Genomic DNA, 23,130 nt, shown 5'->3' with positions numbered 1-23,130 from the left:
TGTGTTGTTATTGCAGGATCAGATTCACTAAAGCCGTTATCCGGCGTTGTTTGAGGGACTATCGGGGGGTTTTTGCGGCGCTGCCGGACGTTGCTGCGGAATCGGCGCCCGTCTTCCGGGAGGCAATTCTTTCTGTTTCGGTTTTCTCAAAATCAATTCTTTTCTTTCTCCGCCACGATCCAGTATCGCTTTATCCGGCAATACCTCAACCAATCGCCAGCCGTCGATTTCGTCATTTATAGGCAGTTTTTTATGGCTTTTTTGATCGGGCAGCGGCTTGATTCTTCGTAACAAAACATGGGGCTTTTTCTGAACCGTATAGATACCGGTCAGTTCCCAATCCAAGGTCTCCGAACTTGTTTCCGACGCTCTTTCCGGATCCGGTTCGGGTGCCGGGCGCCGGCCTTCGATAAACAGCGGACGACTGACTAAATCGTTATATCGGTCTTCGCTCGGCCGATCGCTTTGAAATTGCGGAAACGCCAATGCTTCATAATCTGTCGATTGCGTATGGGCCTCGCCGGCCGGCATGTCGTTCGCCTGCCCCCAATACCACCATTCGCCGGCGATAAGGACGACTAATACCGCACAGGCTGCGCTTAGCAATTTGACTAATGCCGGATTGATCATGGTTCTTTACCCATGAAACCGGAGGCCTGAAAGCTGATGTTCATTTTATTGCTAGGCTCGATCTTTCGGGTTATCCGGTTACGCACTCCGCGCTCGGGACGAATGTCAAGATCGTCGATCATTATGAAAGGCACGGCCGATTCAAGTTGCAGAAGAACCGAGCGGAATGCTTCCATATCGGCGTTCATTCTGATTTTTATCGCTATCCGGCTATATTGGCCTTCGGTTTTACTCGGTAACACCTGAGTACTGATTAATTCCGCCCCGGCATTCGCAATCGCGGCCCTGACCGACTGTTGTAATTCAGCGGAAGCCAAGGCCTCGGATTTGTGCCGGCTAAAAAAACTTTGTGCGGCATTGGCCTGCTTGATTTTTTCGACATTGGCCGTCACCGCTTCTTTTTTGTCGGTTATTCGTTGATAGCGATCCAAACGAAACAGCAACTCGTGTTTTTCTTCGCGCAAGTCCAGGGCCGCATTGATCAAGGGCACCATCAGAAAGCCGATCACCATCAATACGACCGCAATCAACAAGCCTACGGCGACTAGGCGTTGCGGCGGGTATTTATCGAGTAGCGTCATCGCCGCTCCTAGGTTTAATATCCACGGACAGCTGAAAACGCTCTAAACCGCTCAGTCTATCCCGGGTGACCGGCGATACGAAACGGGCGTTGGCAAATAACTCCGACTCTTCCAATTTTGAGATGAGCGCCGATGCGGCCGGTGATTGGCCTTGAAACTGTAGCCTGCCTTCGTTAAAACGCAAATAATTGAGCCAGGTATCGTCTTTTATCAGTTCGCTGAGGGTGTTCAATATATCGACGATTGCCGGCGACTGCTGTTTTTTAGTGATCAGTTGTTGCGCTCGCGCAATAACGGCATCGATTTCGGCTTGAATGTTTTCAACGGCTCTCGCTTGTTTTTCGATAACCGCAATGTCATATCTAAGAGCCGCTACAGCCCGACTTTCCAGCCAAATAGGTAAGACCATTGCGACGGACAGCAGTAAGAAAAACAACGCGGCCAAGCCGCCGTGTACATAGCTGTGCCAAGGTATTTTGTTTTCCCGGCGATGTGCCGGCAAGAGATTATAATGGGATGCGTCCGATTTCGCTTGATTGCTTACCGGTTCGTAGTCGATTAGCGACGGATGCAGCGTCAATGCCGTCAACTCATCTAATAAAGCATCCAATTTGTCCCTTGGCGTCAACACCAAAATGAGGCGCACGATGCCGGCTTGCTTGTTTTTTTCGACCAGCTTGACTGAAAAATAGACTTGATCTTTGTTAAACGGAGTTAGGCGATCGATTTCATAAGCAATCACTTGTTGTAAATTTTCCGCGGCAGCAATCGGAAAGGTCAGTTCCTTGCTAATCGCATCGGAAGGCGCAAGCCGCACGATGAATTGGGTTTTCTCGTAGCGCGCATCTTTTGCCAAAATTTTCTTGATCGCCTCGACTCCCGCCGCATCCCTTGAAAATTCGCCAAGGTTTTCACGCGCTTCGCCGACTTCATAGGTTAACGAGAATGTGGAGGCATGAGGCCGTAAAATCAGTTTACTTTGTTGTTGATCAAGAATTTTCTTGATCTCTTCGGGCAATAAATGAGAAAGCTCGCTTCCCCACCACCGAAAAAAATTTTTTACATCCAGATCAATGTTCGCATCAAGATTCAGCATTGGTCATGTTTTGTTTCTAGTTGAGTTTCAGTGGGACAATATACGAGTATTCATTAAACGTAAGATTGGTGAATTGTCTCATGAAAGTCGATTTGTCCGTATTACATAAACGGCTAAGCTTATAAGGAAAAGATGACAATAATGTGTCTGTTCCGTTACATGAGCTTTAGCTCTCAGCGTATCCATCAACCGTAGGGTGCGCATCTTGGCTGACCGGGGTTTTCAACCCCGTCCTAAACGTTTCGACCGAGAGCAAAGCAAACCGAAACGCTGGGGACGGGTTAAATAACCCGTCCCGCAGAATCCTTAGTTCACATCAATAATTTTCCATTTCATAGGCGAATAAAGAATGGACTTTCGAATGTATCGGTTGCCACCGAGCCACCGAAAAAGTTTGGCCCGAATTACTCGAACGCCTAACCAAAACCTTGACACCCGCCGTAACGCCCTCGCCGACCATGGCCTCCGAAACGATAGTCAACGCGCCGCTTGCCGGTCTACCGGGCTGCGCTTGATCGTCTTCCTGCATTTCGAATTCTCCCGGCATCTCGCCTCCCTGCTCAGTCGGCGAAAAAGCTCTGACCCTAGGGACGGCATTCTCGGCATCGGATTTGCCTGTTATCGGTTTGGCGGCAAAGTTGTCCTCGCTTTCCAGCATATATCGCAATTCCGCCGAGGCTTTGTCGAGATCGACACTCGCTTGACCGGATTCAATGGTAATAAACGGCTCTAGCCAGTCGTAGAGCACGGCATCTACGCCTAGAACCATTTGCAATTCCTCGAGCGACTGGAATGCTTGGTTACGAGGGGCATATCTCAAGCCGGCCGCTTGATATTCTTTTTTCTCGGCACCGTCTTCGCGCGTGTCGTCATCCTGATCGCGCCAATCGATAATGGCGTTGGCGACCCGCGCTTGCATATCGACATCTATCGGTGCGTGCCTCAAAAGTTTGAGCAATAAATCCAATTCCGCCCGATTAATGTCGACCTTGCCGTTTTCCGCAAGAATGCGGACTCTAATCACGGCCTCATCGAAACTAAATTCATAAATTTGACCGTCGGCATCCCAGCGATTTAACGGATCTTCTTCCAGCATCATCAATTCCGCCACCGCAATACCGGCCTCAGCAAAAGCTTGGGCCTCGGCCCTCGTCTTCATGCCAAACATTATAGACGATTCCCGACGCATACTCAGCGCAAAACTTCCGGCCATAACCGTTAACAACGTCAGTACCCAAAGCACCAAAACCAATGCCAAACCCTTTTGCCGCATTAATCGAACCCCTGGTCAATGCCTCCCGAGAATTCGGGATCGGCGGTATCCGCTGCGGCTCTAATAGCGATAAACATATCCGGCCAATACAATTCGTTATCGCGAACAATCCTGATTCTGACCAGACGCGGTAAAGCTTCTCTTTCGACCCATTCATCCTGCCACCCGATCGTTCCGGACACAGGATCCATCCCAAAATAACTGACCTGGAAAGAGTTCACATGCTTAAGAATTACTACACCTTCATCCTGCGCAGCTTGTCCTTCCGCTTCCGGAAAGAAGGGTTGAACCGAAACAGTCAACCACTTACCGCCGCCCATTTGCCGTAAATACACGCTAAACATCTGCAAGCCGGGACGAGCCGCACTGGCCGGAAGCGGCGATACGAACTGAAGGGCATCGGGCCTGCCGACAAACGAGAAGGCTCGTTCTTGATCGGGGTTAAAGTCTTGCCACAACGGTTGCGTGACGCCCAAGTGCCTGCGAAAAAATTGATAGACCAACGCGGCTTCGCCGCTCTGAGCCACTTTACCCTCGCCCGCCTCCCAACTTTGCGCACTGATTCTTAGCGTGCCGAATAGCAAGACCATCATGACGCTCAATAAGGTCATGGCCAGCATAATTTCTATTAGCGTAAAACCGGTTTGCTTAGGAACGAGCATGAAATAACTTAGACAACTGTTGGAAGGGGGTTTGGTGGCTCGATTGACAGGTGTCGGCGGCAGGGCAGATTTTTGCTCCTGCAAAATCTGCATTAATGCCATCCATGGCAATCAGATTCCGTCGTCAAGCCTACATGGACGTATTCACGGCGTCCTGTCAAGCGAGTCACCAAACCACCACAAAGCCTACTACTTGTATAAGTTATTTTGTGCATATTCCTTATTCGATGTGTAATGAGTTTTAGACATGGGCGGCTATCGACTGCTTGCGGCTTCCACCCGTCCTAAACGTAGCGTTTTTAATTGAAAAACGCGTGGTTCGGCGGCTTCTTCGGACCAACTAACCCTAACATCGATGCGATACAATAGCGGCAATTCGTTTTGATTACCTGAAGGTTGCAGTTGAAAATCGGCCGGTCGGATAACAACTAGCCATTCATAACGATCGAATTCCGTACCTGAAAATTGGCTGGCTTGCAGCGGCGTTTCCACGCCCGCCCGCGCCATTAAAGACTCCGCGATTTGCACGGCCGACGAATAATCGTCGGCAACGATTGCAGTATTGATACCGCCCGAAAAAATCCGGAGCAAAACCCCCAAGGCCAAAGCCATTATCGCAAAGGCCACTAGAATTTCCATCAATGAGAAACCTTGCTGCTTAGAAACGAGCATGAAATAACTTTATCAAATGTCGGAAGGATATTCGGAGACTCGATTGGTAGATATCGGCGGCGGGAAAGTCGCCGCCAAGCCCCCGTGGACGGATTTACGGCATTCCTCGACTGGCATACCCCACACCCTAAGATCGGCGAAACTGCTCAAACTGGGAATTGCTGGGATGTATTTACGGCGTCCTGTCAAGCGAGTCACCGAATCTCCACAAAGCTTACTATTTCGGAAAGTTATTTTGTACATATTCCTTAGGCATCGGTCAGGTCGATCAATCCGGTTAACCAATTGATTTCGATGCGCCATACCCATTGATCCAATTCCATCGTCAGCCGTCCGCCGGTTGAAGAACCGTCGCCGAAAAAACGGACACTGGCCCGGCCGTCCCGGCTGTACTCGCTTTCCGCCGTCACAAGCCTGACTTGGATATTTTGCGGAATCTGGTAAACCTTATCGCGCGTACTAATATAATAGGTGTTGTCGCCGAAATCGATCGTCACGGTCGTCTCTTCGCCGAGCATCAAGGCCTGCCCTCTGGCATAACGCAGGGCCGAAATCATATCTCGCGCCGCCGTTTTAATCGTCGTTGCATCGTTACCGGATGAAATAGATATACCGACCGCGCCGAAGGCCAGCACCATGATAAACAGCACTACGGCCAACTCGATCATCGTGAACCCGCGATTGGCTCGAGATATTGCTACCATTCTAAACAATGCCGACGAACCCGAATAAACAATTCAATGGATAACGGCAATTCCCAATTTGAGTGTAAAAAAGGGTGCGGAGTATGTTTGGCGAGGATGTCGGGTCGGCAGGGGAGAACAGCCGTCAAGCCCCCACGGATGGGTTCACGGCGTTCCTTGACAGGCATGCTCCACTCCCTCAGCTCCGAGAATATGTTCAAACTGGAAATTGCTGCAATGAATAAAGTCATTCCCAACTGACAATATCTTGATCCTCGCCGTCTCCCCCTTCTTTTTGATCGGCACCGAGCGTATACAAATCGAATCGGCCATGCTCGCCCGGCGATTTATAAAAATAGGGTTGTTGCCAAGGATCCAAAGGAATCCGGTTTTTCCGTAAATACGGACCGTTCCAACGGTCCACGTCGTTAGGTTTTTCGATCAGCGCCTGCAAGCCGTGTTCGGTGGTCGGATAACGCCCGACATCGAGTTTGTACATATCGAGCGCGGCTGAAAGATCGGCGATTTGAACGATGGCGGTCTTGGTTTTCGACGCCCCCATATGCTTCATAACCTGCGGACCGACAACACCGGCCAACATCGCGATAATGCCCAATACCACGAGTAATTCGAGCAAGGTAAAACCGCTGTTTTTAATTCTTAATCGTTTTATTCCCAATCGTTTCATGTTTTTTCCTAAAAGGCCAAATCGTTTACACTCAAGATTGCCAACAAGATTGAAATAATGATACCGGCAATCATGAGTCCTAAAGTTATGATCAATACCGGCTCCAATAGAGCTAGCATACGCTGTATCGATACTTTGAGCTGCTTGTCGTAAATCGTCGCGACACGCAACAGCATCTCTTCCAAACGACCGGTTTCTTCTCCCATCCGGATCATTTGCATCGCCATTTTAGGTAATACCCCCTTGTCGAGTAAAGCATCGGACATATGACGGCCTTGTTTGAGCTGCTCTTCGGCGTCTCTGACCGCGTCTACCAGTGTTAAGTTCGACACGGTCTCGCGGACGATCGTTAATGCGCTGATGATCGATACGCCGTTTCCTAACAGCGTGCCGAGCGTACGGGTAATGTTAGCGGTTTCCATCGCGAGTAAAATGTTGCCGACCAACGGCATTTTTAGAAACCTGGCATCCCACCCTTTACGAGACGCAGGCTCCGCCAGTTGATGATTCATATAAATATAGGCCGATACTATTATTGCCAACAATATCCACCAGTAGCTTTGTAGCCAATTGGCCAAACCCACGACAATCTGAGTCGGCACCGGTAATGCCTGGCCGGCGCTTTCGAACATTTCAGTAAATTGGGGCACCACAAACGTCAGCATTACAAACAACGATGCAAACGACATGATCATTAAAATAACCGGGTATATCAGCGCGGTGCTAACCGTGTCTCTAAGCTCCCGCGAGCGCTCGAGATAGTCCGCCAAACGCACCAAAACGCCGCCTAAATTACCGCCCGCCTCTCCGGCTCGGATCATATTCAGATAAAATTTGGAAAACACCCCGGCTTGACTCTGCAAGGCATCGGCAAGAGATGTCCCGCTTTTGACTTTTTCCAGTACGCGCGCGAGCAATTTGCTCAATTTCTCATTTTCCTCGGTCAGATCGATCAACACCGAAAGCGATTTATCGAGAGGTAGCCCCGAATCCAGTAAGGTGGCCAACTCGCCGGTCAACATCAATACCTCTTTTTGTGTCAGACGAAGCTGTTTAGCCCCCAATCGTAACCCGAGAAATGATCTACCTTTCGATAAAGAAACGTGAAGCGGTATAAAACCTTCTGTTTGCAATTCGGCGATCAAAGCCGCTTCGTCGGCGACTTCACGCAAACCGTCTTCAACTTCGCCGCTAGTATTTACGGCTTTATACGCATAGAGTGCCATCAGGATTCCGTCGTCACGCGTAAAATTTCTTCCAAAGTGGTCAAACCTTGCAAAGCTTTGACCAATCCGTCTTCATACATCGTAAGCATTCCTTCGCTAATTGCCAACCGTTGAATTTCCCCAGCTTCCGCATGCGTCATGATCAAGCGCCGAATGGGGTCGGTCATCACCAAAAATTCGATGATCGACATCCGTCCTTTATATCCTAGACCATTGCAGGCCTGACAGCCGGTTGCTTTATAGAGAACCAAATCGCCCTCCGGTTGAAAATGTCTCAACCTCAATTCTTCGGCCAAGGCCGAATCGACCGGATTAGCGGTTTTACAATGAGGACAAAGTTTTCTAACCAAGCGCTGCGCTAAAATTCCGTTGACCGTCGAACTCAGCAGATACTCTTCCAAGCCCATATCCAATAATCGCGTCACACCGCCCGCCGCATCGTTGGTATGCAGAGTGGACAAAACCAAATGGCCGGTTAACGCCGATTGCACGGCTATTCGAGCGGTTTCGATATCGCGCATTTCACCGATCATGATCACATCGGGATCTTGTCTGACGATGGACCGTAGCGCCGCGGCAAAATTCAATCCTATCTGCGGCTTGGCTTGAATTTGATTGATGCCTTCCAATTGATATTCGACCGGATCCTCGACAGTAATGATTTTACGCTCGGCCGTATTCAGTTGTTTAAGCGCCGTATATAAGGTTGTCGATTTACCGCTACCGGTAGGTCCGGTAATCAGAATAATGCCGTGTGGCTGACTCAATACTTCGACAAATTTTTCGTATTGCCTACCCGCAAACCCTAGGACCTTAAAATCTAATACCGTCGCCTCTTTATCCAAAAGGCGTATGACGACACTCTCACCATATAATGTTGGAATCGTCGACACCCGCAAATCCAATTCCTTGCCCAACATTTGCAGCTTGATTCGGCCGTCTTGCGGCAATCGGCGCTCGGCGATATTCAATTTGGCCATGATTTTTATGCGCGAAAGCACGGCTGCAGTCGATGTTACCGGCGGTGCATCGATATTTTGCAGCACGCCGTCGACGCGTAAGCGGACTTTCAAGCGCTGTTCGAACGGCTCGATATGAATATCTGAAGCCCGGCTCTCAATCGCGCGCTGCATGATCAGGTTTACCATTTTGATGACCGGCGCTTCGCTCGCCATGTCTTTAAGGTGCTCCAGATCCTCTTCGCCGATCTCGTCGGTCTCGAGGTTGGCAAACAGCTTATCCATTTGCGATTTGCCTTCGCCGTATTGCAGCTCGAGCGCGGTATCGATTTCCGACATTAGCCCGACTTTCGCAATAATCGGCTTACCGGTCGCTAGTTGCAACGCATCCAAAACAAAACGATTTTCCGGATCCATTACCGCAACATGAATCGACTGATCGGTATCGCGTAAACCTATTACATGAAATTGCTTTAAGAATCGAAGAGAGACATGATTGGGCAGAGGCGTTTCAAGCGGGTAATCCTCGACCCCGACTTTTTCAACGTCATGCGTTGCAACAAAAGCTTCCGCGATATCACTCTCGGAACAAATACCGAGTTTAATCAATAAATGCGGCAAGGTTTCGGCCACCGTCGACTGCATGACTCGGTCGACCTTTTTTAGCTCGGCATCGGTCAATTTATCTTGGTGCTGTAAATAACTAAGAAAGGGATGGTATTCAGGCGCGTACTTGGCAATTGAGTAATCCATTGAACAGTCCTGGTTATGAAGATTTCGGCAGATTATAAACTATGGGTGTCAGTAAAATTGACTTGAATTTTGCGCCTATGCCCACCTAATGTTAGACAGTGTCGCACTTTTAGTTGAGCGCTTACGGTACTCACAGTAAACTTTCATTCTATACCTTTCGCACTTCAAATTTCGGCAGTGCCTGAGGAGGCGCCAGGGTGTGCGGCAAAGGCTTTGCCAGCATGGAGCTGGCATAGAGCCTACAGGGATGTATTCACGGCGTCCTTTGACGGACACCCTGGTGCCGAATTTTGATCTGCGATGGGTATACATGGAGGAGTTCAGACTCAGCCTCGCTTAAAAATTTCACATAAAATTACGATGTCTAATCATAAAATCACGGTAATTCAAGTTTTGCCAGCCTTAAACAGCGGCGGGGTTGAAAAAGGCACGCTCGAAATCGGCCGTTACTTGGTCAAACAGGGGCATGAATCAATTGTCGTTTCGGCGGCCGGGCGCTTGGTGCAATCATTAATCGACCAAGGCAGCCGGCATATCGAAGCGGACATAGGCGCCAAAAAACTGTCGACGTTTAAATATATTCCGTGGTTCAAACAACTGATGCGGGATATTCGCCCGGACATCGTTCACGTCCGCTCGAGGCTACCCGCTTGGATGGTTTATTTGGCCTGGAAAAGCCTACCGGAAAATGGAAGGCCTAGGCTGATTTCGACTTTTCATGGTCAGCATTCGGTCAATCGTTACAGCGCGATCATGACCAAAAGCGAACGCATCATCACCGTCTCCGAGATGATGCGCGATTATATTCTGCGTTCTTACCCCGATGTCGATCCCGAAAAAATTTCGGTGATCTACCGAGGCGTCGATACGACGCTGTATAACCCGGATTTTTTTCCCGACCAAAACTGGCAGGATCACTGGATAGCTACTTATCCGCAAACGCGAAATAAGCCGCTGCTGACTTTCGCAGGGCGCTTGTCTCGCCGCAAAGGCATTGAGGACTTCATCCAAATTATCGCCGAATTGAAACAGTCAGGCCTGCCCGTGCATGGGCTGATCGTCGGCGAAACCTCGCCTAAGAAAAAAGAATACAGACAAGAGCTCGAACAGCTGATCCTTGAGAAACAATTGAACAATGACATCACCTTAACCGGCCACCGGAGCGACTTACAAAACATCATCGCAATCTCGAAAACCGTTTTTTCCCTGTCGAAAGAACCGGAGTCTTTCGGCCGCACCGTTACCGAGTCTTTAAGCCTGGGCGTTCCGGTCGTTGGCTACAGTCACGGCGGCGTCAAGGAACAACTAGAGCGATTGTTTCCGGAAGGTAAGATCGAAGTCGGAAATGTGAACGAGGCCGCCGAGGTCACTCGAAAAATATTGACCGGAAGCTCCGTTCAGATCAGGCGTAATGATATTTTCACGTTGGAAAACATGTGCTCGGAAACGTTAAAGACCTATCGAGAATTGATGGCTGACAAAAGGCGTGCTGTTCTCGACCACTAAAATCCGAACATGTGATCCATGCAAAACGCGGCATCACCATTGATCGTGCCATAATAAATGTAAAAATTGTTTCAAATTTTTGAGTAGGTTTTCAAGCTCATTCGCCGGCCGATTTCCCGCGCCGCATTGCCGACATCGTCGAGCGGCGGATAAGTCCAGTTTTCCAGCTTCCCAATAAACGGCCGTGTATAGCCTTCCGATTGCATGCCTCGATGAAATCGATTGAATTTATCCGAGCCGCCTTCAAGTTCTATGACATAAACCGGTTTTCCGGTCGTGCACGCTTCAGAAACCATATTGACCGAATCGGCGGTCACCAAAATCGCATCCGCTAAGCTTAGAAAACCCAAATACGGATTCTCACCGGAACCGTCCCAAATAAGCGAAGGCGTGTCGCTCAGCTCTTCACGCAACACGGCTTCGACTTCGGCGCCGGTGCGCCGGGAAGTCGTCAATAAAATGCCCGCTCCGGTTTCTTTTGACAAAGCAGCAAGCCTCGCGCCGAGTTGCCTACCAATTTGGGCCGTCATTCGATAACATTTATTGGAACCGCCCACCATTACGGCAACTAAAGGACGCGGTAGGTCGGAAAATTGCGGCGCAAAATGCTCGGCAGCAAGTTTGAGACGAGTCGGTGTAATGGCATGGAGTCCTCCGATGCTGTTCACGATATTGGGACCCGACAAGCCGTCATGTCTCGGCGTAACAATGACATCAAACTTATCGTAGGCATAGTAAGGATCTTGTATGCGAATATTAAAGGTTTTGCCGCCACTGGCTTTTTTTATCGCCAGAGCCACAGCTACCGTGCGTCGCCCGGTCCCGATCACGACATCGGGCCAGGGCGGATTGAAGTTCGAGCTACCCGGCCCCAAAAAACGCAATGGCGCGAGACAAAAACGCGACGGCAAATGCCGCCAAGGCCAGGTCAAACAAATCCGCTTTTGTTCGATTTCCAAACCTAATGCTTGGGCTAAGCCGAGCGATTGGTTGTCCATTCCGGGTATTCCCAATGTCAATACCCAACAAGTTTTAATCTGTGTGTTCAAATTCGTTCTTCCTAATCGGTTTAAATAAGCCGCACTAAGGATTTGGCCGTAAATAACTTCCTTATTTTAAGGAGGGTTCGGTTGCTCGATTGGCAGGTGTCGGCGGCAGGGCAGATTTTTGCTCCTCGGCAATTGCTGAGTTACATGGATGTAATGAATGCAGAAAATGCAGGAGCATTTTTCTGCCCTGCATTGCCCTAATACACGCCATCCATGGCGTAATGCAAAATCTGCATTCATGCCATCCATGGCAATCAGTCGCCGCCGTCAAGCCTACACGGACGTATTCACGGCGTCCTGCCAAGCGAGTGACCGAACCCTCAACAAGGCTCATAGTTCCAGGACGTTATTTATCACGAAATCCTAAGATCAATCTTCTTTGTCAAACAAAAGGTTCGAATTCCGTGGCGAGTCAGTATAATTAGCCTTATTAAGCAATTCCATCAATTTATTAAGTTATTGATCGCATGAATTTTGCCAACATTTGCCTTAATAAAACTCACCGTTCAATCCAAGCCTAATGATAGAAGAAGCATTCAAACCGTCATCCCCTATCGTCGTCAAGTTTCTCGCCAAAACGGAATCGCGCATTTTCATGCGACAGTTCCCAGGAAATACGAATACTTGGGGAGCGTGTACCTTTAGTTTCGATCCTGACTTGGAAGATTATGATTGGCTGGTCGTCTATGACGACTTACCTAAAGTCGGCGGCGAACGTTTTTCGATACGCGAAGAAAAGCTCCGTTGCCCTAAACAAAACACGCTATTGATAACCACCGAACCTTCGACGATCAAAGTATATGGGAGCTCATATACGGCTCAATTCGGCCATGTATTGACCAGTCAGGAAAATTTTGCGCTTGCACACCATAACAGAATTTTTTCTCAACCGGCCTTAATTTGGTTTTACGGCATCGGCAAGCAAACCGAAATTTCTTATGACCGCCTCGCGGCCATGCAACCGAACAAAAGCCTCTCCATTTCGACGGTCTGCTCCAGTAAACAGCAAAAACATACCCTGCATAACCAACGTTATCGGTTTACTCAGTCGCTAAAAAAACGTCTGCCCGAGCTGGAAATATTCGGCCACGGCGTTCGCGACATGGATGATAAGGCTATCGCACTCGATGCTTATCGTTATCACATCGCCATCGAAAACTTTGTCGGCGATCATCATTGGACCGAAAAATTAGCCGATGCCTTTTTGGGCTTTACGCTGCCTTTTTACTTCGGTTGCACCAATGTCGAGGATTATTTTCCTAAAGAAAGTTTCATTTATATCGATATTTTCGATGTAGATAAATCTTACCGCATCATTAAGGACGCTATCGAAAACCACGAATACGAAAAGCGTTTACCTTTCATTCTTGAAGCCCGGCGCCGGGTTTTGGAGGACTATAATTTATTTTCGGTTCTCAGCCGGCACATCGAACGGCATCATGAACCGATAAAGTCATTAGCGCATGACAGCATGATCCGCTCCCGCAAAGCGATCAATAAACAATCTTTGCTCAGCTCTATTGGCTATTTGCATGAAAAATATCGCGTCAACCGCAACCGGAAACGGCAATTAAAGATTTCTTCTTAGAAATATGCTTGTCGCTTCGAGAAGCTAGAGCTCTCGCCGTTATATACCCAATCGTAGATCAAAATTCGGACCGGGGCGTCCGTCAAAGGACGCCGTGAATACGTCCATGTAGGCTCTATGCCAGCTCCATGCTGGCAAAGCCTTTGTCGGAAACCCGGCACCACCTCGGGCACTGCCGAAATTTGAAGTGCGAAAGGTATAGATCAATTCATAATGACTTATGTTAACTACCATGGCACTGGATTCCGCCAGTCCATAACGGATGACGGGCTTCCCTTAACTTAATGGCAGCACAAGCAAGCGATGACTTGAGGAACAGCACAACAATAGCATAAACCTAGGCCTTCCAAAATTGACTGATCCATGGACAAGGTCGTATCCAGCGCTTACTTTTTTTACCGCGAGGCCAAACTCCTTGTAGGGCCTCTAAAGGCTTCGGATGACCGTGAAACACTAAAATCCGGCAAGCAGGCGGTAATTTTGCCGGAATGAAAGGTTGTAATAACCGGTTAGGCAAGGCATGTACTTTAAAACTGCGACACCATTCTTCAGGCCACCATTCAACAGTTTCGGTTTTAGCGACCGATTGAGTCAAAAAAACTTGTTCATTAGAAACGGTTTTGTAAATTTCTTCATAACGGGATTCGAAATCGTCAAAAATATATTGATACCGATCGATGTTATATCGATAAACCGATGAGTTACCGATACCCTTACCCAATTGCGTCCAATTCTCGATAATGCAAAAAGCGCCCGGTTTATAGTCAAAAAACACATCGATCGAATCGGTAATCAATAGATCGATATCCAAAAATAAAATATCGCCGGATAAATGATAAGGCGCTCCTTTTAATTGCGACGACAACGACGATAACTTACGCCAACCGGACCAAATCACCGCATTGCCCAGTTCAATGTTAGGCAACGGCAATGCTTCTATCCCGTCGATCATGCCGCTCGAGTCGTCAGTTAAACAAACGAACCGAAAATCTCCGGTAATATTGTCTTGAACGCCGCGATAAAGCTGGTTAACGAAATCGGCGCCGTATTGCGTACCCCATTTCATACAAAGTATTGTTTTCATTTTTCTATCCTAAGCGTGGACCGGTTTGACTAAACGTCTCATGAATTAAACCCGGAAATTATACCTTGTTATCGCCACCGATCCGACCTTTGTGCAACCGTTATGGACTCGCCGTAGGCTAGCCAAAGGTCACCGAGAACGGCCCGACAGGTCGCTATCGCCGAGCCCGGTCATTCGCCCCGGTGTTTAGTGTCAACTCCCGCTGCCGAATTTCGGTATAGTCGCGCGATCTTTGACTTTCTTCCGAACGCTCATCTCGGCTATTGAAGTCTCTTTCGGCTTTTCTGTTTTTGCCTCGCTCACCGGAAACTTGCTCTGACCTGAAGGCTTGACGCGAACGTCGGGCTTCCGGTCGATCGTAAGATACCCGTCTCGTTGATTCGGCGTTTGGTTTATCATTAATTGGTTTTCCGGTTCTTGAACCATTTCCCGATTTATAATCCGGACGGGCGCCACGGGATTCGACAGTGCGCACACGAACATCCTGTTGAGGCCTTGCCTGCGGTTTTTGATACATATTAGGCGTCGACCTGTCATTTGACACATAGGTTCTCGAAATGTTGACCGGTCGATAATCGATCGTCTTGACGACTGTCCTTCTTGGTTGTACATAAACCGGATAGGGACGCTCGACAACATAACTCACAGATCGTCCTGTTTCGACAACCACCGGCCCGTCATACTGTCGATAAGAGCCTTGCCGGGCGCAAGCCGAAACGCTCAACAAAACCGACAAAATAAACAATCTTTTGATAAAGTTCATATCGCATCCTTCCCTATCGTCTAAATGATGAGTCAATCATGCATCGGAATGGCTGAATGACAAATGAACTCCACTTTTCGACATACTTCATGCTATTTTTTGCCTCATGACTCCGATGAAAGCGATTCAGATCGACGGTCTTAGTCAAATCGACCGAGATCAATGGAATAGTTTGGTTGGCTCAAACTACCCTTTTTTGCGCCATGAATTTTTATCGGCTTTGGAACGCTGCCGTTCGGCTAGCCCTGAAACCGGCTGGCAGCCCCGGCATTTGTTGATTTACGAACAAAACGAGCCGGTCGCATTAATGCCTTTGTACCTTAAATTTCATTCGCGAGGAGAGTACGTCTTCGACTATCAGTGGGCCGAAGCCTATCATAACCACCACTTGGATTATTACCCGAAGTTGCTAACCGCTATCCCATTCACACCCTGTCAAGGACCGCGTATCGCGATCAAAACCGGCGCGGACCAACGGCGCATCACCTCATTCATTGCTTCTTACATAAAAGAAACGCTTGCCGATACCGGCGCTTCTTCCTGGCATTGTCTGTTTCCCGATTTAACCTCGGCCGAACAACTTGTGTTCGAGGGCTTGAGTCTTAGAACCGGCATTCAATTCCAATGGTTTAATAGAGAATACAGGGATTTTAACGACTATCTCGATAGCTTTTCGGCCGGCAAGCGCAAACAAGTCAAACGCGAACGCCGGCGTATTGCGGAACAATCCGTTCAATTTCGACAAATTTCCGGAAAAGATATATCGGAGCAAGATTGGGAGGCTTTTTATCGCTTCTATCAAATGACTTATTTCAAGCGCGGCATGCAGCCTTATCTCAATCTCGGCTTTTTTCTGGAAATCGCCGAAACGATGCCGCAAAATTTACTATTGATCGTTGCCGTCAAAGACGGCGACTATATAGGCGCAGCACTCAGTTTTATCGGAAACGATACGCTTTACGGACGCTATTGGGGATGTAACGAGGAATATCATAGTTTGCATTTTGAAGCTTGCTACTACCAAGGACTGGACTATTGTCTGGCTAATAATCTAAAGCGCTTCGATTCCGGCGCGCAAGGCGAGCATAAAATTGCCCGCGGTTTCGAACCGGTTTACACCTATTCGGCACACTGGATTAAAGACCGGCGCTTTGCCGCTGCCATCGATGATTTTCTTGATTGGGAAACCGCTGAAATTCAAAAATACCGCTTGCTGGCCGAAAAGCATCTGCCGTTTAAGCTGCAAACCTAAGGGACGGGCATGAAATAACTTAGGTTTTGACTTCCCTCACCCCAACCGTCCATAAGCGCCAACTTAGTGCCTGCTCTATGGTGCATTTGCGGCATTATTCGTCATCTCGGCATGGATTGCCGATATCCAGGTTTCATGGATGTGAAGCTACGCTTTGCCGTCCCTGGCACTGGATTCCGCCAATCCCTGGCGGAATGACGCGTTATTTTCTTAAGTTGGCGCCTATGGGGAGAGGGGGCTATTGATCAAGTTATTCAATGCTTGTTCATAAAACGATACCCCTCCGGATGAGCATGAAAATCCATGAAGATCGGTCATTTGATTTTAAGACTCTTTTCTTCGTTAACTTCATGGCATTCATCCTAAAAAATCGGTTAGAGCGCGTGAAATCCGCTCGTGCTGAGCTTGTCGAAGCATGAGGGGATTTAGAATGCTTAACTGATTTTTTTAGGTTCATGGAACAAACAAGCTAAAACTTTTCGAAATCCCTGAAATCGGGATCGGCGTTCGATACTCCTCCCGAAGACCGAGACGAAGTCGTTGTATTGGCTTTTGCGACAGGCCTTGATGCCGAAGGTTTATTCGGCATTGAAGCTTTTCTGACATGAACGCTATTCGTCGCCACATTATCGACCTTGAAGAACGCTACGGCTTGCTGTAATTGTTCCGCTTGACCGCTCATTTCCTCCGCCGTCGCTGCCAATTCTTCCGAAGACGAAGCATTTTGTTGTGTTGCTTGATCCAACTGACTCATCGCATCGTTGATTTGGCTGATGCCTTGCGCTTGCTCTTCCGATGATGCCGTAATTTCCTCGACTAAATCCGCCGTTTTTTGAATATTCGGCACGACGTCTTCAAGCGATTTACCGGCTTCTTCGGCGATACTCACACTCTTGGTCGCCAGCTCGTTGATTTCAAGTGCGGTCACGCGGCTGTTCTCTGCCAGTTTACGCACCTCGGCCGCAACGACAGTAAAGCCTTTACCGTGCTCCCCGGCTCTCGCGGCTTCGATCGCCGCGTTCAATGACAATAGATTGGTCTTGTAGGCAATGTCCTCGATCAATCCGATTTTACTGGCTATCTCTTTCATCGCAGAAACGGTCCGCTTGACCGCTTCACCGCCGGATGCGGCATCGCGTGCCGAAGAATTCGCCATGTCATTGGTCACCTTGGCGTTTTCGACGTTCTGCTGAACCGATGCATTCAGTTGCTCGACCGATGCTGTAGTTTGCTCGACGCTAGAAGCCTGCTCCATCGCCGACTGACTCAAAGTTTGTGCGGTCGCGCTAATTTCATGAGAGGCGCTGGCTAAACTGTCGGCATTCAAACGCACACCTTGCACGACCTCCTTGAATTGGCGGCTCATCGATTTCAAAGCATCCGCCAAGATTCCGATTTCATCTTTTTGGTCGATATCGAGCGTCGTTGTCAAGTCACCTGCCGCCAGCGATTGCGCGAATGTAACCCCTTTAATAATCGGTTTCGTGATCAGCGAGGCAAGGAATAAGGCAATCATCACGCCTAAAACAACAGCGATGATAATCGTGCCAATGATAATCATATTGGCTTCCTTGACTAAAGCATCGGCTTGGTCGCGGGCTACAGCCAATTGCGCGACACCGGCACTTTCTGCATCCTGGGCTTGTTGTATCACAGTATTTCCCAGTTCTTCCATGCGCTGCAGAATCTGCTTCAATTCGTCGTCGTTTTTGATCCAACTTTCCGCCGCTTGCCGGTATTCCGTCGTCGCGCGGCGTGCGTCCTCGATTAAGCGCAATTCTGCTTGCGCGGTCGTAATTTGTTGCAAATCGTCATACAAGCGCATCAATTGCGGCAACAACACCGTCATTTGATTCCAGGCTTTTCGATCCTTGTAATTCACCTCTTCTTTTTCAAAACGAATGATTTGGTTGGCCACTGTCCGAATATTCGTAGTTAGGATATAGCGCTGCACGAATTGATCCAGAGTTCTGGCATCGGCGCCCCGGCCCATCGCATCGGTATAGGCGTTGCGTTGCATATCCATGAATTGAGCAGCGGCATTGATGACGATTTCGCCCCGATCAACCATCTGGCGTACAGCGTCTCGATTATTTTTCAGCGCCGCCACCCCTCTTCGATATTCCTCGGCATAGCGGATCGTATCCCGGCGAGCGACTTGGGATTGCTCCAGTAAACCCGTATTATTGAATTGTTTGGCGACTTCATCCACTTTATCCAGATAGCCGAACAATTGCTTCACATTGTCTTCGGCGCGTTGATGAATCTCGTCCCGCTCGAACAATAAATAATTTTTTTCTTCCATGATCGTCAATAGAGCCATTCGTTCGACACCGGTCGCATATTCAACCGCTTTGGCATCATGGTCGGTTATACCGAACAATGCCCCGGAAACACGACCCATATATACTTGAGCCAAGCCTCCGAAAACGACCGTTATCGCCACTAACAACATGGCACCGCTTAGGATTTTTGTTTTTACTTTTAGATCATTGATAGCCATGAGATGAGTCCCTATTCGTGAAAGTTATGCCAATTCCGAGGTATCGGTTTGCGAAGCGCTGTTTTGCGACTTAACGACATGCTGTAATTGCGACAGCTCGTCGATTGAGAGAATCCGGTTGATGGCCAGCAAGATAATAAAATTATCGTCCACCCGACCCATCGCCTGGATAAATTCGGTTCTGATATCGGCGCCGAAATCGGGAGGCGGCTGAATATTGGCTTGCGGAATATCGAGAATTTCATTGACCTGGTCGACCAACATACCGATGACCTGGGCTTCGCCATGCGTTTCGACCTCGACCAAAACAATGCAACTGCGTTTGGTAATTTCACTCGGATGACGATCCAAACGCGCAGATAAATCGATCACCGGCACGACATTGCCGCGCAGATTGATTACACCTCTGATGTAATCAGGCGTCATCGGCACACGCGTAATATTGCTGATTTCAATAATCTCCTTGACGTCCAGAATGCCGATCGCGAAATTGTCCTTACCGACCAAAAAAGTCAAATATTGTTGAAATTGATCGGCCGACCCCGCCGCTAACTCCTGACCGCTTTTTCCCTTGACGACTAAATTACTCATAAATCAGCTCCTTTACTGATGATACACCTTTCGCACTTCAAATTTCGGCAGTTCCCGAGGAGGCCAGCAATTCCCAATTTGGAGATCAAAAAGGGTGTGGGGTATGCTTGGCGAGGATGTCGGCAGCAGGGCAGATTTTTGCTCCTGCAAAATCTGCATTCACGCCATCCTTGGCGCTTGCAGATTTTTGCTCCTGCAAAATCTGCATTCACGCCATCCTTGGCGTTCGAGCTGCCGCCAAGCCCCCATGGATGGGTTTACGGCGTTCCTCGACAGGCATACCCCACACCCTAAAATCGGCGAAACTGCTCAACCAGGGAATTGCTGCTTTGACGGACACCCCGGTACCGAATTTTGATCTACGATGGGTATACATTGGCGGGGCATTCCTCAACCGGCTAAACCGATCGACGCACGACTCTTATCTCTTGTCGCGAACTGCACCAAGCCTTGCACGTCCAAAATCAATGCCACATCGCCGCTACCCAGCACCGTCGCGCCGCTGATGCCTTTTAATTGTTCGAAGACCTTACCTAAGGGTTTGATGACCGTTTGATGCTCACCGTGCAACTTATCGACCACGAATCCGACTTTAGTCTGGCCGAAACGTACCACGACCATGCTTTCCCGGTGAATATTGCTATGCTGTTTGCGATTATTGAAATAATCGCCAAGCCTTAAATAAGGCATCACTTCGCCTCGCAAATTGACATAATGCTGAATCTCGTCGACTTCGCACTCTTCGGGGCTCATTTCAACGCATTCCTCGACCATGCTAAGCGGGATTATGTAACACTCTTGTTCGGCTTCAACCATGAAACCGTCGATAATCGCCAAGGTCAACGGCAAATGAATCGTGACCGTCGTACCCTGACCCGGCTCACTATCAAGACTCACTGAGCCTCTTAGCGCTTCGATGTTGCGGCGCACGACATCCATGCCGACGCCGCGTCCCGATAAATTACTCGCCTCATCCTTCGTGCTCAAACCCGCCTCGAAAATCAAGTCAAAAACTTCTTGCTTGGTCAATACTTGATCTGGCGTTATCAAGCCGTTGGCAATGGCCTTAGTTCTAATTTTTTCGTCATTCAATCCGGCGCCGTCATCGGCGATTTGAATGACGATATGTCCCGAATCGTGATAGGCATTGAGATGCACGGTGCCTTGTTCGGGCTTGCCGGCCGCCCTACGCTGTTCCGGCATTTCGATGCCGTGATCGAGTGAATTGCGAATCAAGTGAGTCAACGGATCGTTGATTTTCTCAACTACAGTTTTATCGAGTTCGGTTTCGCCGCCGGTAATTTTAAGCTCAATCTGCTTATTCAGCTCGTTGCTGACATCGCGAACCACGCGCCGAAATCGTGAGAACGTTTCGCCGATCGCGACCATTCTGAGTTCGAGCGCGGTATCGCGAATTTCGCTAACCAGATCGTTCATACTGACCGCGACCTCTTCGACATCGCTCAAGCCGTGCCGATCGACCATCATGCGCATCGCCGCGCCGGAAATCACCAATTCGCCAACTAAGTTGATCAATTTACCGAGCTTTTCCGAATCGACTCGAATATAGTTGGCTTCGGCCGCTATTTTTTGTTTAACACTTTGCTGTTTTTTGAGTGCTTGTTCGACAACCGGCTGCTCAGCCGATTGCTGCTCGACCAGAATCTCTCCAATCGGTTTCGCTTGTTCCGGCGATTCGGCTTTATCTTCGCTTTGCCGCTGTAAAGCTTTGGCGACTTCCTTCGGTGTCAATGCGCCGATGTTTATCAACATTTCTCCCAAGCGTTCGACCTGGGCGCCGTCTTCGTCGGACGGTTCGGCCAACAGATCTAGGTAATGCTCGATTTGCGAATGAGGCGGAATAATTCTAATTTCGCAGTCGTCCTCGGCAAACTCGAAAACGCTTTCGATGCTTTGTTTATCGGTGTTAGCTCGAAATACGATTTTAAAATGCAGATAACAGCTCTCCGGATCCATGGCCTCGCCGGTCGGTAAGTCCGGCGTCGAAGTCAAGATATCGACAATGTCACCCAGCGTTTTCAAGTACCGAATAAAAGATAACGGATCCATGCCATTACGCAAGGCATCGGGCCCGAACTCCAGAAGAATCACCCAATCGCTATCGTTCGTATCATCCTCGGTGTCAGACGCTTCGGAAGTTCCGTGCTTCGAGTCCGCTTCAACCGGCATGCTTTTTTGCTTTGTCGTAGCGCCCCCTAATTGCTTGATTAAGGACTCGCCCTTCAACTTCAATTCTTGCGGTAATTCTTGTTCCGCCTCCGTTAAATAATGCTCGATCAATTTGGATGTATGATCCTTGCAATTCAGTAATGTCGAGATCAACGCGCCGTCAATCTCGCGTTGGCCTCGCCTAACTTGGTCCAGCACCGTTTCGGCTTCGTGAGCGAATGCCACGATAGAATCGAATCCGAACAGGCCCGAGCTGCCTTTGATCGTGTGCATCGCCCTGAATACGCTATTGATGCTTTCGCTATCGTCCGGGTTATCTTCCAGGCCAAGCAACGCTAATTCCATTTCGGCCAGCAGTTCATCGGCCTCTTGTACGAAAGTCTGTATTGCCGCGTCTAATTCGCTCATGATGCATTCCAATTCGCCGAAATAACCACCGGATCGCCGAAGTGCCCCGTCAAATTCAATAACTCCAACACTTCGACAACGGCCTGACTATGTCTAACCAGACTCAATTTAATCGCATTACGGCCAGCTTCCTGCTTGAGCCATAACAAAAGCTGCAAGCCAGCGCTGTCCATTTCGGAAACGCCGGACAAGTTAATCTGCAGCTCGCGGCCCGACTGTAAATATTTCGAGAGCCGCGCTTTTTGTTCGCTCGCGGTATAGATAGTCATATCGTCTTGTATCGCGATAATCGTTATACCGTTTTTTTCGCTGACTTCTATGGCCAAAGGCTTGCTCCCGGTAACTGACGGTGAAAAGCGGACATTTGTATTGACAATGTATCAAAGGTAGCAGAGATTCTATCGCTTAACAAATTCACACGTTGATTACAGCAATTCACAATTTGAAGGTAAAAAAGGTGTGGGGTATGCTTGGCGAGGAAGCCGCCGTCAAGCCTCCCCACGGACGGGTTCACGGCGTTCCTCGACAAGCATGCGTCACACCCTCAACTCCGAGAGCATGTTCAAACTGGGAATTGCTGCTTTGATTAAGGTAAAACCAATTTCGATACCGCCGTCATTAAAGTCTGCGGCTGAAACGGCTTGGTCAGCCACGCCTTAGCACCGGCCGCCTTCCCTGCCTGTTTTTTATCTTCGGCAGCTTCGGTGGTCAACATCATCATCGGCGTAAACTTATAATCGGCTAATTTTTTGACTTCTTGCACAAACGTAATACCGTCCATATTCGGCATGTTGACATCGGTGATGATCAGATGAATTTTTTGACCTTTCAGTTTGTTCAGCGCGTCTTTACCGTCGCACGCTTCTAAAACGTCGTAACCGCCGCCTTTTAACGCAATGCTGACGACCTGCCGGATAGAAGCGGAGTCATCGACAATCATGATCGTTTTTGCCATGTTAGAGGGTCTCCTTGA

At 48.8% G+C, this 23,130-nt stretch carries 22 protein-coding genes; 3 read left to right on the top strand and 19 right to left on the bottom strand.

Annotated features, from left to right (window positions below):
- Positions 1 to 36: 36 nt before the first annotated feature.
- From EQU24_RS05155 to gspE, 10 genes are all read right to left on the bottom strand, one after another.
- A complete protein-coding gene (locus EQU24_RS05155; RefSeq protein ID WP_017840517.1) occupies positions 37 to 630 on the bottom strand; it encodes a hypothetical protein in 594 nt (197 codons plus the stop codon).
- A complete protein-coding gene (gene gspM / locus EQU24_RS05150; RefSeq protein ID WP_017840518.1) occupies positions 627 to 1,211 on the bottom strand; it encodes a type II secretion system protein GspM in 585 nt (194 codons plus the stop codon). The genes EQU24_RS05155 and gspM overlap by 4 nt, the downstream gene beginning before the upstream one ends.
- Positions 1,195 to 2,307 carry a PilN domain-containing protein gene (locus EQU24_RS05145; RefSeq protein ID WP_017840519.1) on the bottom strand — a complete coding sequence of 371 codons (1,113 nt, stop codon included), beginning with the start codon at positions 2,305 to 2,307 and terminating at the stop codon, positions 1,195 to 1,197. The genes gspM and EQU24_RS05145 overlap by 17 nt, the downstream gene beginning before the upstream one ends.
- Positions 2,308 to 2,623: 316 nt before the next feature.
- Entirely contained in the window at positions 2,624 to 3,580 is a 957-nt protein-coding gene (locus EQU24_RS05140) for a type II secretion system minor pseudopilin (RefSeq protein ID WP_017840520.1), read from the bottom strand.
- Positions 3,580 to 4,335, bottom strand: coding sequence for a prepilin-type N-terminal cleavage/methylation domain-containing protein (locus EQU24_RS05135; protein ID WP_235726401.1), 756 nt, complete (start codon positions 4,333 to 4,335; stop codon positions 3,580 to 3,582). The genes EQU24_RS05140 and EQU24_RS05135 overlap by 1 nt, the downstream gene beginning before the upstream one ends.
- A gap of 162 nt (positions 4,336 to 4,497) precedes the next feature.
- Entirely contained in the window at positions 4,498 to 4,914 is a 417-nt protein-coding gene (locus EQU24_RS05130) for a prepilin-type N-terminal cleavage/methylation domain-containing protein (RefSeq protein ID WP_017840522.1), read from the bottom strand.
- A gap of 248 nt (positions 4,915 to 5,162) precedes the next feature.
- Positions 5,163 to 5,618: a GspH/FimT family pseudopilin gene (locus EQU24_RS05120; RefSeq protein WP_026130133.1), complete on the bottom strand. Its 456-nt coding sequence runs from the start codon at positions 5,616 to 5,618 to the stop codon at positions 5,163 to 5,165.
- Positions 5,619 to 5,844: 226 nt separating this feature from the next.
- On the bottom strand, positions 5,845 to 6,285 hold the full coding sequence (gene gspG, locus EQU24_RS05115; protein WP_014149360.1) for a type II secretion system major pseudopilin GspG: 441 nt from the start codon (positions 6,283 to 6,285) through the stop codon (positions 5,845 to 5,847).
- Between the two features lie 8 nt (positions 6,286 to 6,293).
- Positions 6,294 to 7,511: a type II secretion system F family protein gene (locus tag EQU24_RS05110; RefSeq protein WP_017840524.1), complete on the bottom strand. Its 1,218-nt coding sequence runs from the start codon at positions 7,509 to 7,511 to the stop codon at positions 6,294 to 6,296.
- Positions 7,511 to 9,223: a type II secretion system ATPase GspE gene (gene gspE, locus EQU24_RS05105; RefSeq protein WP_017840525.1), complete on the bottom strand. Its 1,713-nt coding sequence runs from the start codon at positions 9,221 to 9,223 to the stop codon at positions 7,511 to 7,513. Before gspE ends, EQU24_RS05110 begins: the two co-directional genes overlap by 1 nt.
- 360 nt (positions 9,224 to 9,583) lie before the next feature.
- Between gspE and EQU24_RS05100 the strand changes: the two genes are divergently transcribed.
- Positions 9,584 to 10,729, top strand: coding sequence for a glycosyltransferase (locus EQU24_RS05100; protein ID WP_040575608.1), 1,146 nt, complete (start codon positions 9,584 to 9,586; stop codon positions 10,727 to 10,729).
- Between the two features lie 71 nt (positions 10,730 to 10,800).
- Here the strand turns inward: EQU24_RS05100 and EQU24_RS05095 are convergent, their stop codons facing one another.
- The gene (locus EQU24_RS05095) at positions 10,801 to 11,778 is read right to left on the bottom strand and encodes a mitochondrial fission ELM1 family protein (protein ID WP_026130136.1); all 978 of its coding nucleotides are present in this window, start codon (positions 11,776 to 11,778) and stop codon (positions 10,801 to 10,803) included.
- Positions 11,779 to 12,298: 520 nt separating this feature from the next.
- Between EQU24_RS05095 and EQU24_RS05085 the strand changes: the two genes are divergently transcribed.
- Positions 12,299 to 13,366 (top strand): glycosyltransferase family 10 domain-containing protein, encoded by a 1,068-nt coding sequence (locus EQU24_RS05085; protein WP_017840528.1) that lies wholly within the window; start codon positions 12,299 to 12,301, stop codon positions 13,364 to 13,366.
- 337 nt (positions 13,367 to 13,703) lie between these two features.
- On the opposite strand, the gene EQU24_RS05080 is transcribed toward EQU24_RS05085, so the two are convergent.
- Positions 13,704 to 14,450, bottom strand: coding sequence for a hypothetical protein (locus tag EQU24_RS05080; RefSeq protein ID WP_026130137.1), 747 nt, complete (start codon positions 14,448 to 14,450; stop codon positions 13,704 to 13,706).
- A 154-nt stretch (positions 14,451 to 14,604) separates the two neighbouring features.
- A complete protein-coding gene (locus EQU24_RS05075; protein WP_017840530.1) occupies positions 14,605 to 15,213 on the bottom strand; it encodes a hypothetical protein in 609 nt (202 codons plus the stop codon).
- 115 nt (positions 15,214 to 15,328) lie between these two features.
- Between EQU24_RS05075 and EQU24_RS05070 the strand changes: the two genes are divergently transcribed.
- On the top strand, positions 15,329 to 16,465 hold the full coding sequence (locus EQU24_RS05070) for a GNAT family N-acetyltransferase (RefSeq protein WP_026130138.1): 1,137 nt from the start codon (positions 15,329 to 15,331) through the stop codon (positions 16,463 to 16,465).
- Between the two features lie 469 nt (positions 16,466 to 16,934).
- On the opposite strand, the gene EQU24_RS05065 is transcribed toward EQU24_RS05070, so the two are convergent.
- The 6 genes from EQU24_RS05065 to EQU24_RS05040 all read right to left on the bottom strand — a co-directional run bounded on the left by EQU24_RS05065 (position 16,935) and on the right by EQU24_RS05040 (position 23,112).
- A complete protein-coding gene (locus tag EQU24_RS05065) occupies positions 16,935 to 18,968 on the bottom strand; it encodes a methyl-accepting chemotaxis protein (protein ID WP_017840533.1) in 2,034 nt (677 codons plus the stop codon).
- Positions 18,969 to 18,992: 24 nt separating this feature from the next.
- Positions 18,993 to 19,559: a chemotaxis protein CheW gene (locus EQU24_RS05060; RefSeq protein ID WP_017840534.1), complete on the bottom strand. Its 567-nt coding sequence runs from the start codon at positions 19,557 to 19,559 to the stop codon at positions 18,993 to 18,995.
- 85 nt (positions 19,560 to 19,644) lie between these two features.
- A complete protein-coding gene (locus EQU24_RS23225) occupies positions 19,645 to 19,767 on the bottom strand; it encodes a hypothetical protein (RefSeq protein ID WP_017839019.1) in 123 nt (40 codons plus the stop codon).
- 182 nt (positions 19,768 to 19,949) lie between these two features.
- Positions 19,950 to 22,157 (bottom strand): chemotaxis protein CheA, encoded by a 2,208-nt coding sequence (locus EQU24_RS05050; RefSeq protein ID WP_017840535.1) that lies wholly within the window; start codon positions 22,155 to 22,157, stop codon positions 19,950 to 19,952.
- Positions 22,154 to 22,483, bottom strand: coding sequence for an STAS domain-containing protein (locus EQU24_RS05045; RefSeq protein ID WP_017840536.1), 330 nt, complete (start codon positions 22,481 to 22,483; stop codon positions 22,154 to 22,156). The genes EQU24_RS05050 and EQU24_RS05045 overlap by 4 nt, the downstream gene beginning before the upstream one ends.
- Before the next feature lie 260 nt (positions 22,484 to 22,743).
- Positions 22,744 to 23,112, bottom strand: a complete 369-nt coding sequence (locus tag EQU24_RS05040; RefSeq protein ID WP_017840537.1) for a response regulator — start codon at positions 23,110 to 23,112, stop codon at positions 22,744 to 22,746.
- Positions 23,113 to 23,130 lie beyond the last annotated feature (18 nt).

This window comes from Methylotuvimicrobium buryatense (genome assembly GCF_005931095.1).
In the GTDB taxonomy this organism is placed as follows: domain Bacteria; phylum Pseudomonadota; class Gammaproteobacteria; order Methylococcales; family Methylomonadaceae; genus Methylotuvimicrobium; species Methylotuvimicrobium buryatense.
Note: the sequence above shows the minus strand (reverse complement) of the source record. Positions and strands in the feature narration are given on the sequence as shown.

Excerpts from the sequence above, each read along its gene's own strand:
- EQU24_RS05135 (WP_235726401.1), bottom strand. The coding sequence starts at position 4,335 with ATGCAGATTTTGCAGGAGCAAAAATCTGCCCTGCCGCCGACACCTGTC.
- EQU24_RS05130 (WP_017840522.1), bottom strand. The coding sequence starts at position 4,914 with ATGCTCGTTTCTAAGCAGCAAGGTTTCTCATTGATGGAAATTCTAGTG.
- EQU24_RS05120 (WP_026130133.1), bottom strand. The coding sequence starts at position 5,618 with ATGGTAGCAATATCTCGAGCCAATCGCGGGTTCACGATGATCGAGTTG.
- EQU24_RS05065 (WP_017840533.1), bottom strand. The coding sequence starts at position 18,968 with ATGGCTATCAATGATCTAAAAGTAAAAACAAAAATCCTAAGCGGTGCC.
- EQU24_RS05145 (WP_017840519.1), bottom strand. The coding sequence starts at position 2,307 with ATGCTGAATCTTGATGCGAACATTGATCTGGATGTAAAAAATTTTTTT.
- EQU24_RS05070 (WP_026130138.1), top strand. The coding sequence starts at position 15,329 with ATGAAAGCGATTCAGATCGACGGTCTTAGTCAAATCGACCGAGATCAA.
- EQU24_RS05110 (WP_017840524.1), bottom strand. The coding sequence starts at position 7,511 with ATGGCACTCTATGCGTATAAAGCCGTAAATACTAGCGGCGAAGTTGAA.
- EQU24_RS05100 (WP_040575608.1), top strand. The coding sequence starts at position 9,584 with ATGTCTAATCATAAAATCACGGTAATTCAAGTTTTGCCAGCCTTAAAC.
- EQU24_RS05040 (WP_017840537.1), bottom strand. The coding sequence starts at position 23,112 with ATGGCAAAAACGATCATGATTGTCGATGACTCCGCTTCTATCCGGCAG.
- gspM (WP_017840518.1), bottom strand. The coding sequence starts at position 1,211 with ATGACGCTACTCGATAAATACCCGCCGCAACGCCTAGTCGCCGTAGGC.
- EQU24_RS05080 (WP_026130137.1), bottom strand. The coding sequence starts at position 14,450 with ATGAAAACAATACTTTGTATGAAATGGGGTACGCAATACGGCGCCGAT.
- EQU24_RS05085 (WP_017840528.1), top strand. The coding sequence starts at position 12,299 with ATGATAGAAGAAGCATTCAAACCGTCATCCCCTATCGTCGTCAAGTTT.
- gspG (WP_014149360.1), bottom strand. The coding sequence starts at position 6,285 with ATGAAACGATTGGGAATAAAACGATTAAGAATTAAAAACAGCGGTTTT.
- EQU24_RS05140 (WP_017840520.1), bottom strand. The coding sequence starts at position 3,580 with ATGCGGCAAAAGGGTTTGGCATTGGTTTTGGTGCTTTGGGTACTGACG.
- EQU24_RS23225 (WP_017839019.1), bottom strand. The coding sequence starts at position 19,767 with ATGCAGATTTTGCAGGAGCAAAAATCTGCAAGCGCCAAGGATGGCGTG.
- gspE (WP_017840525.1), bottom strand. The coding sequence starts at position 9,223 with ATGGATTACTCAATTGCCAAGTACGCGCCTGAATACCATCCCTTTCTT.
- EQU24_RS05155 (WP_017840517.1), bottom strand. The coding sequence starts at position 630 with ATGATCAATCCGGCATTAGTCAAATTGCTAAGCGCAGCCTGTGCGGTA.
- EQU24_RS05060 (WP_017840534.1), bottom strand. The coding sequence starts at position 19,559 with ATGAGTAATTTAGTCGTCAAGGGAAAAAGCGGTCAGGAGTTAGCGGCG.
- EQU24_RS05075 (WP_017840530.1), bottom strand. The coding sequence starts at position 15,213 with ATGAACTTTATCAAAAGATTGTTTATTTTGTCGGTTTTGTTGAGCGTT.
- EQU24_RS05050 (WP_017840535.1), bottom strand. The coding sequence starts at position 22,157 with ATGAGCGAATTAGACGCGGCAATACAGACTTTCGTACAAGAGGCCGAT.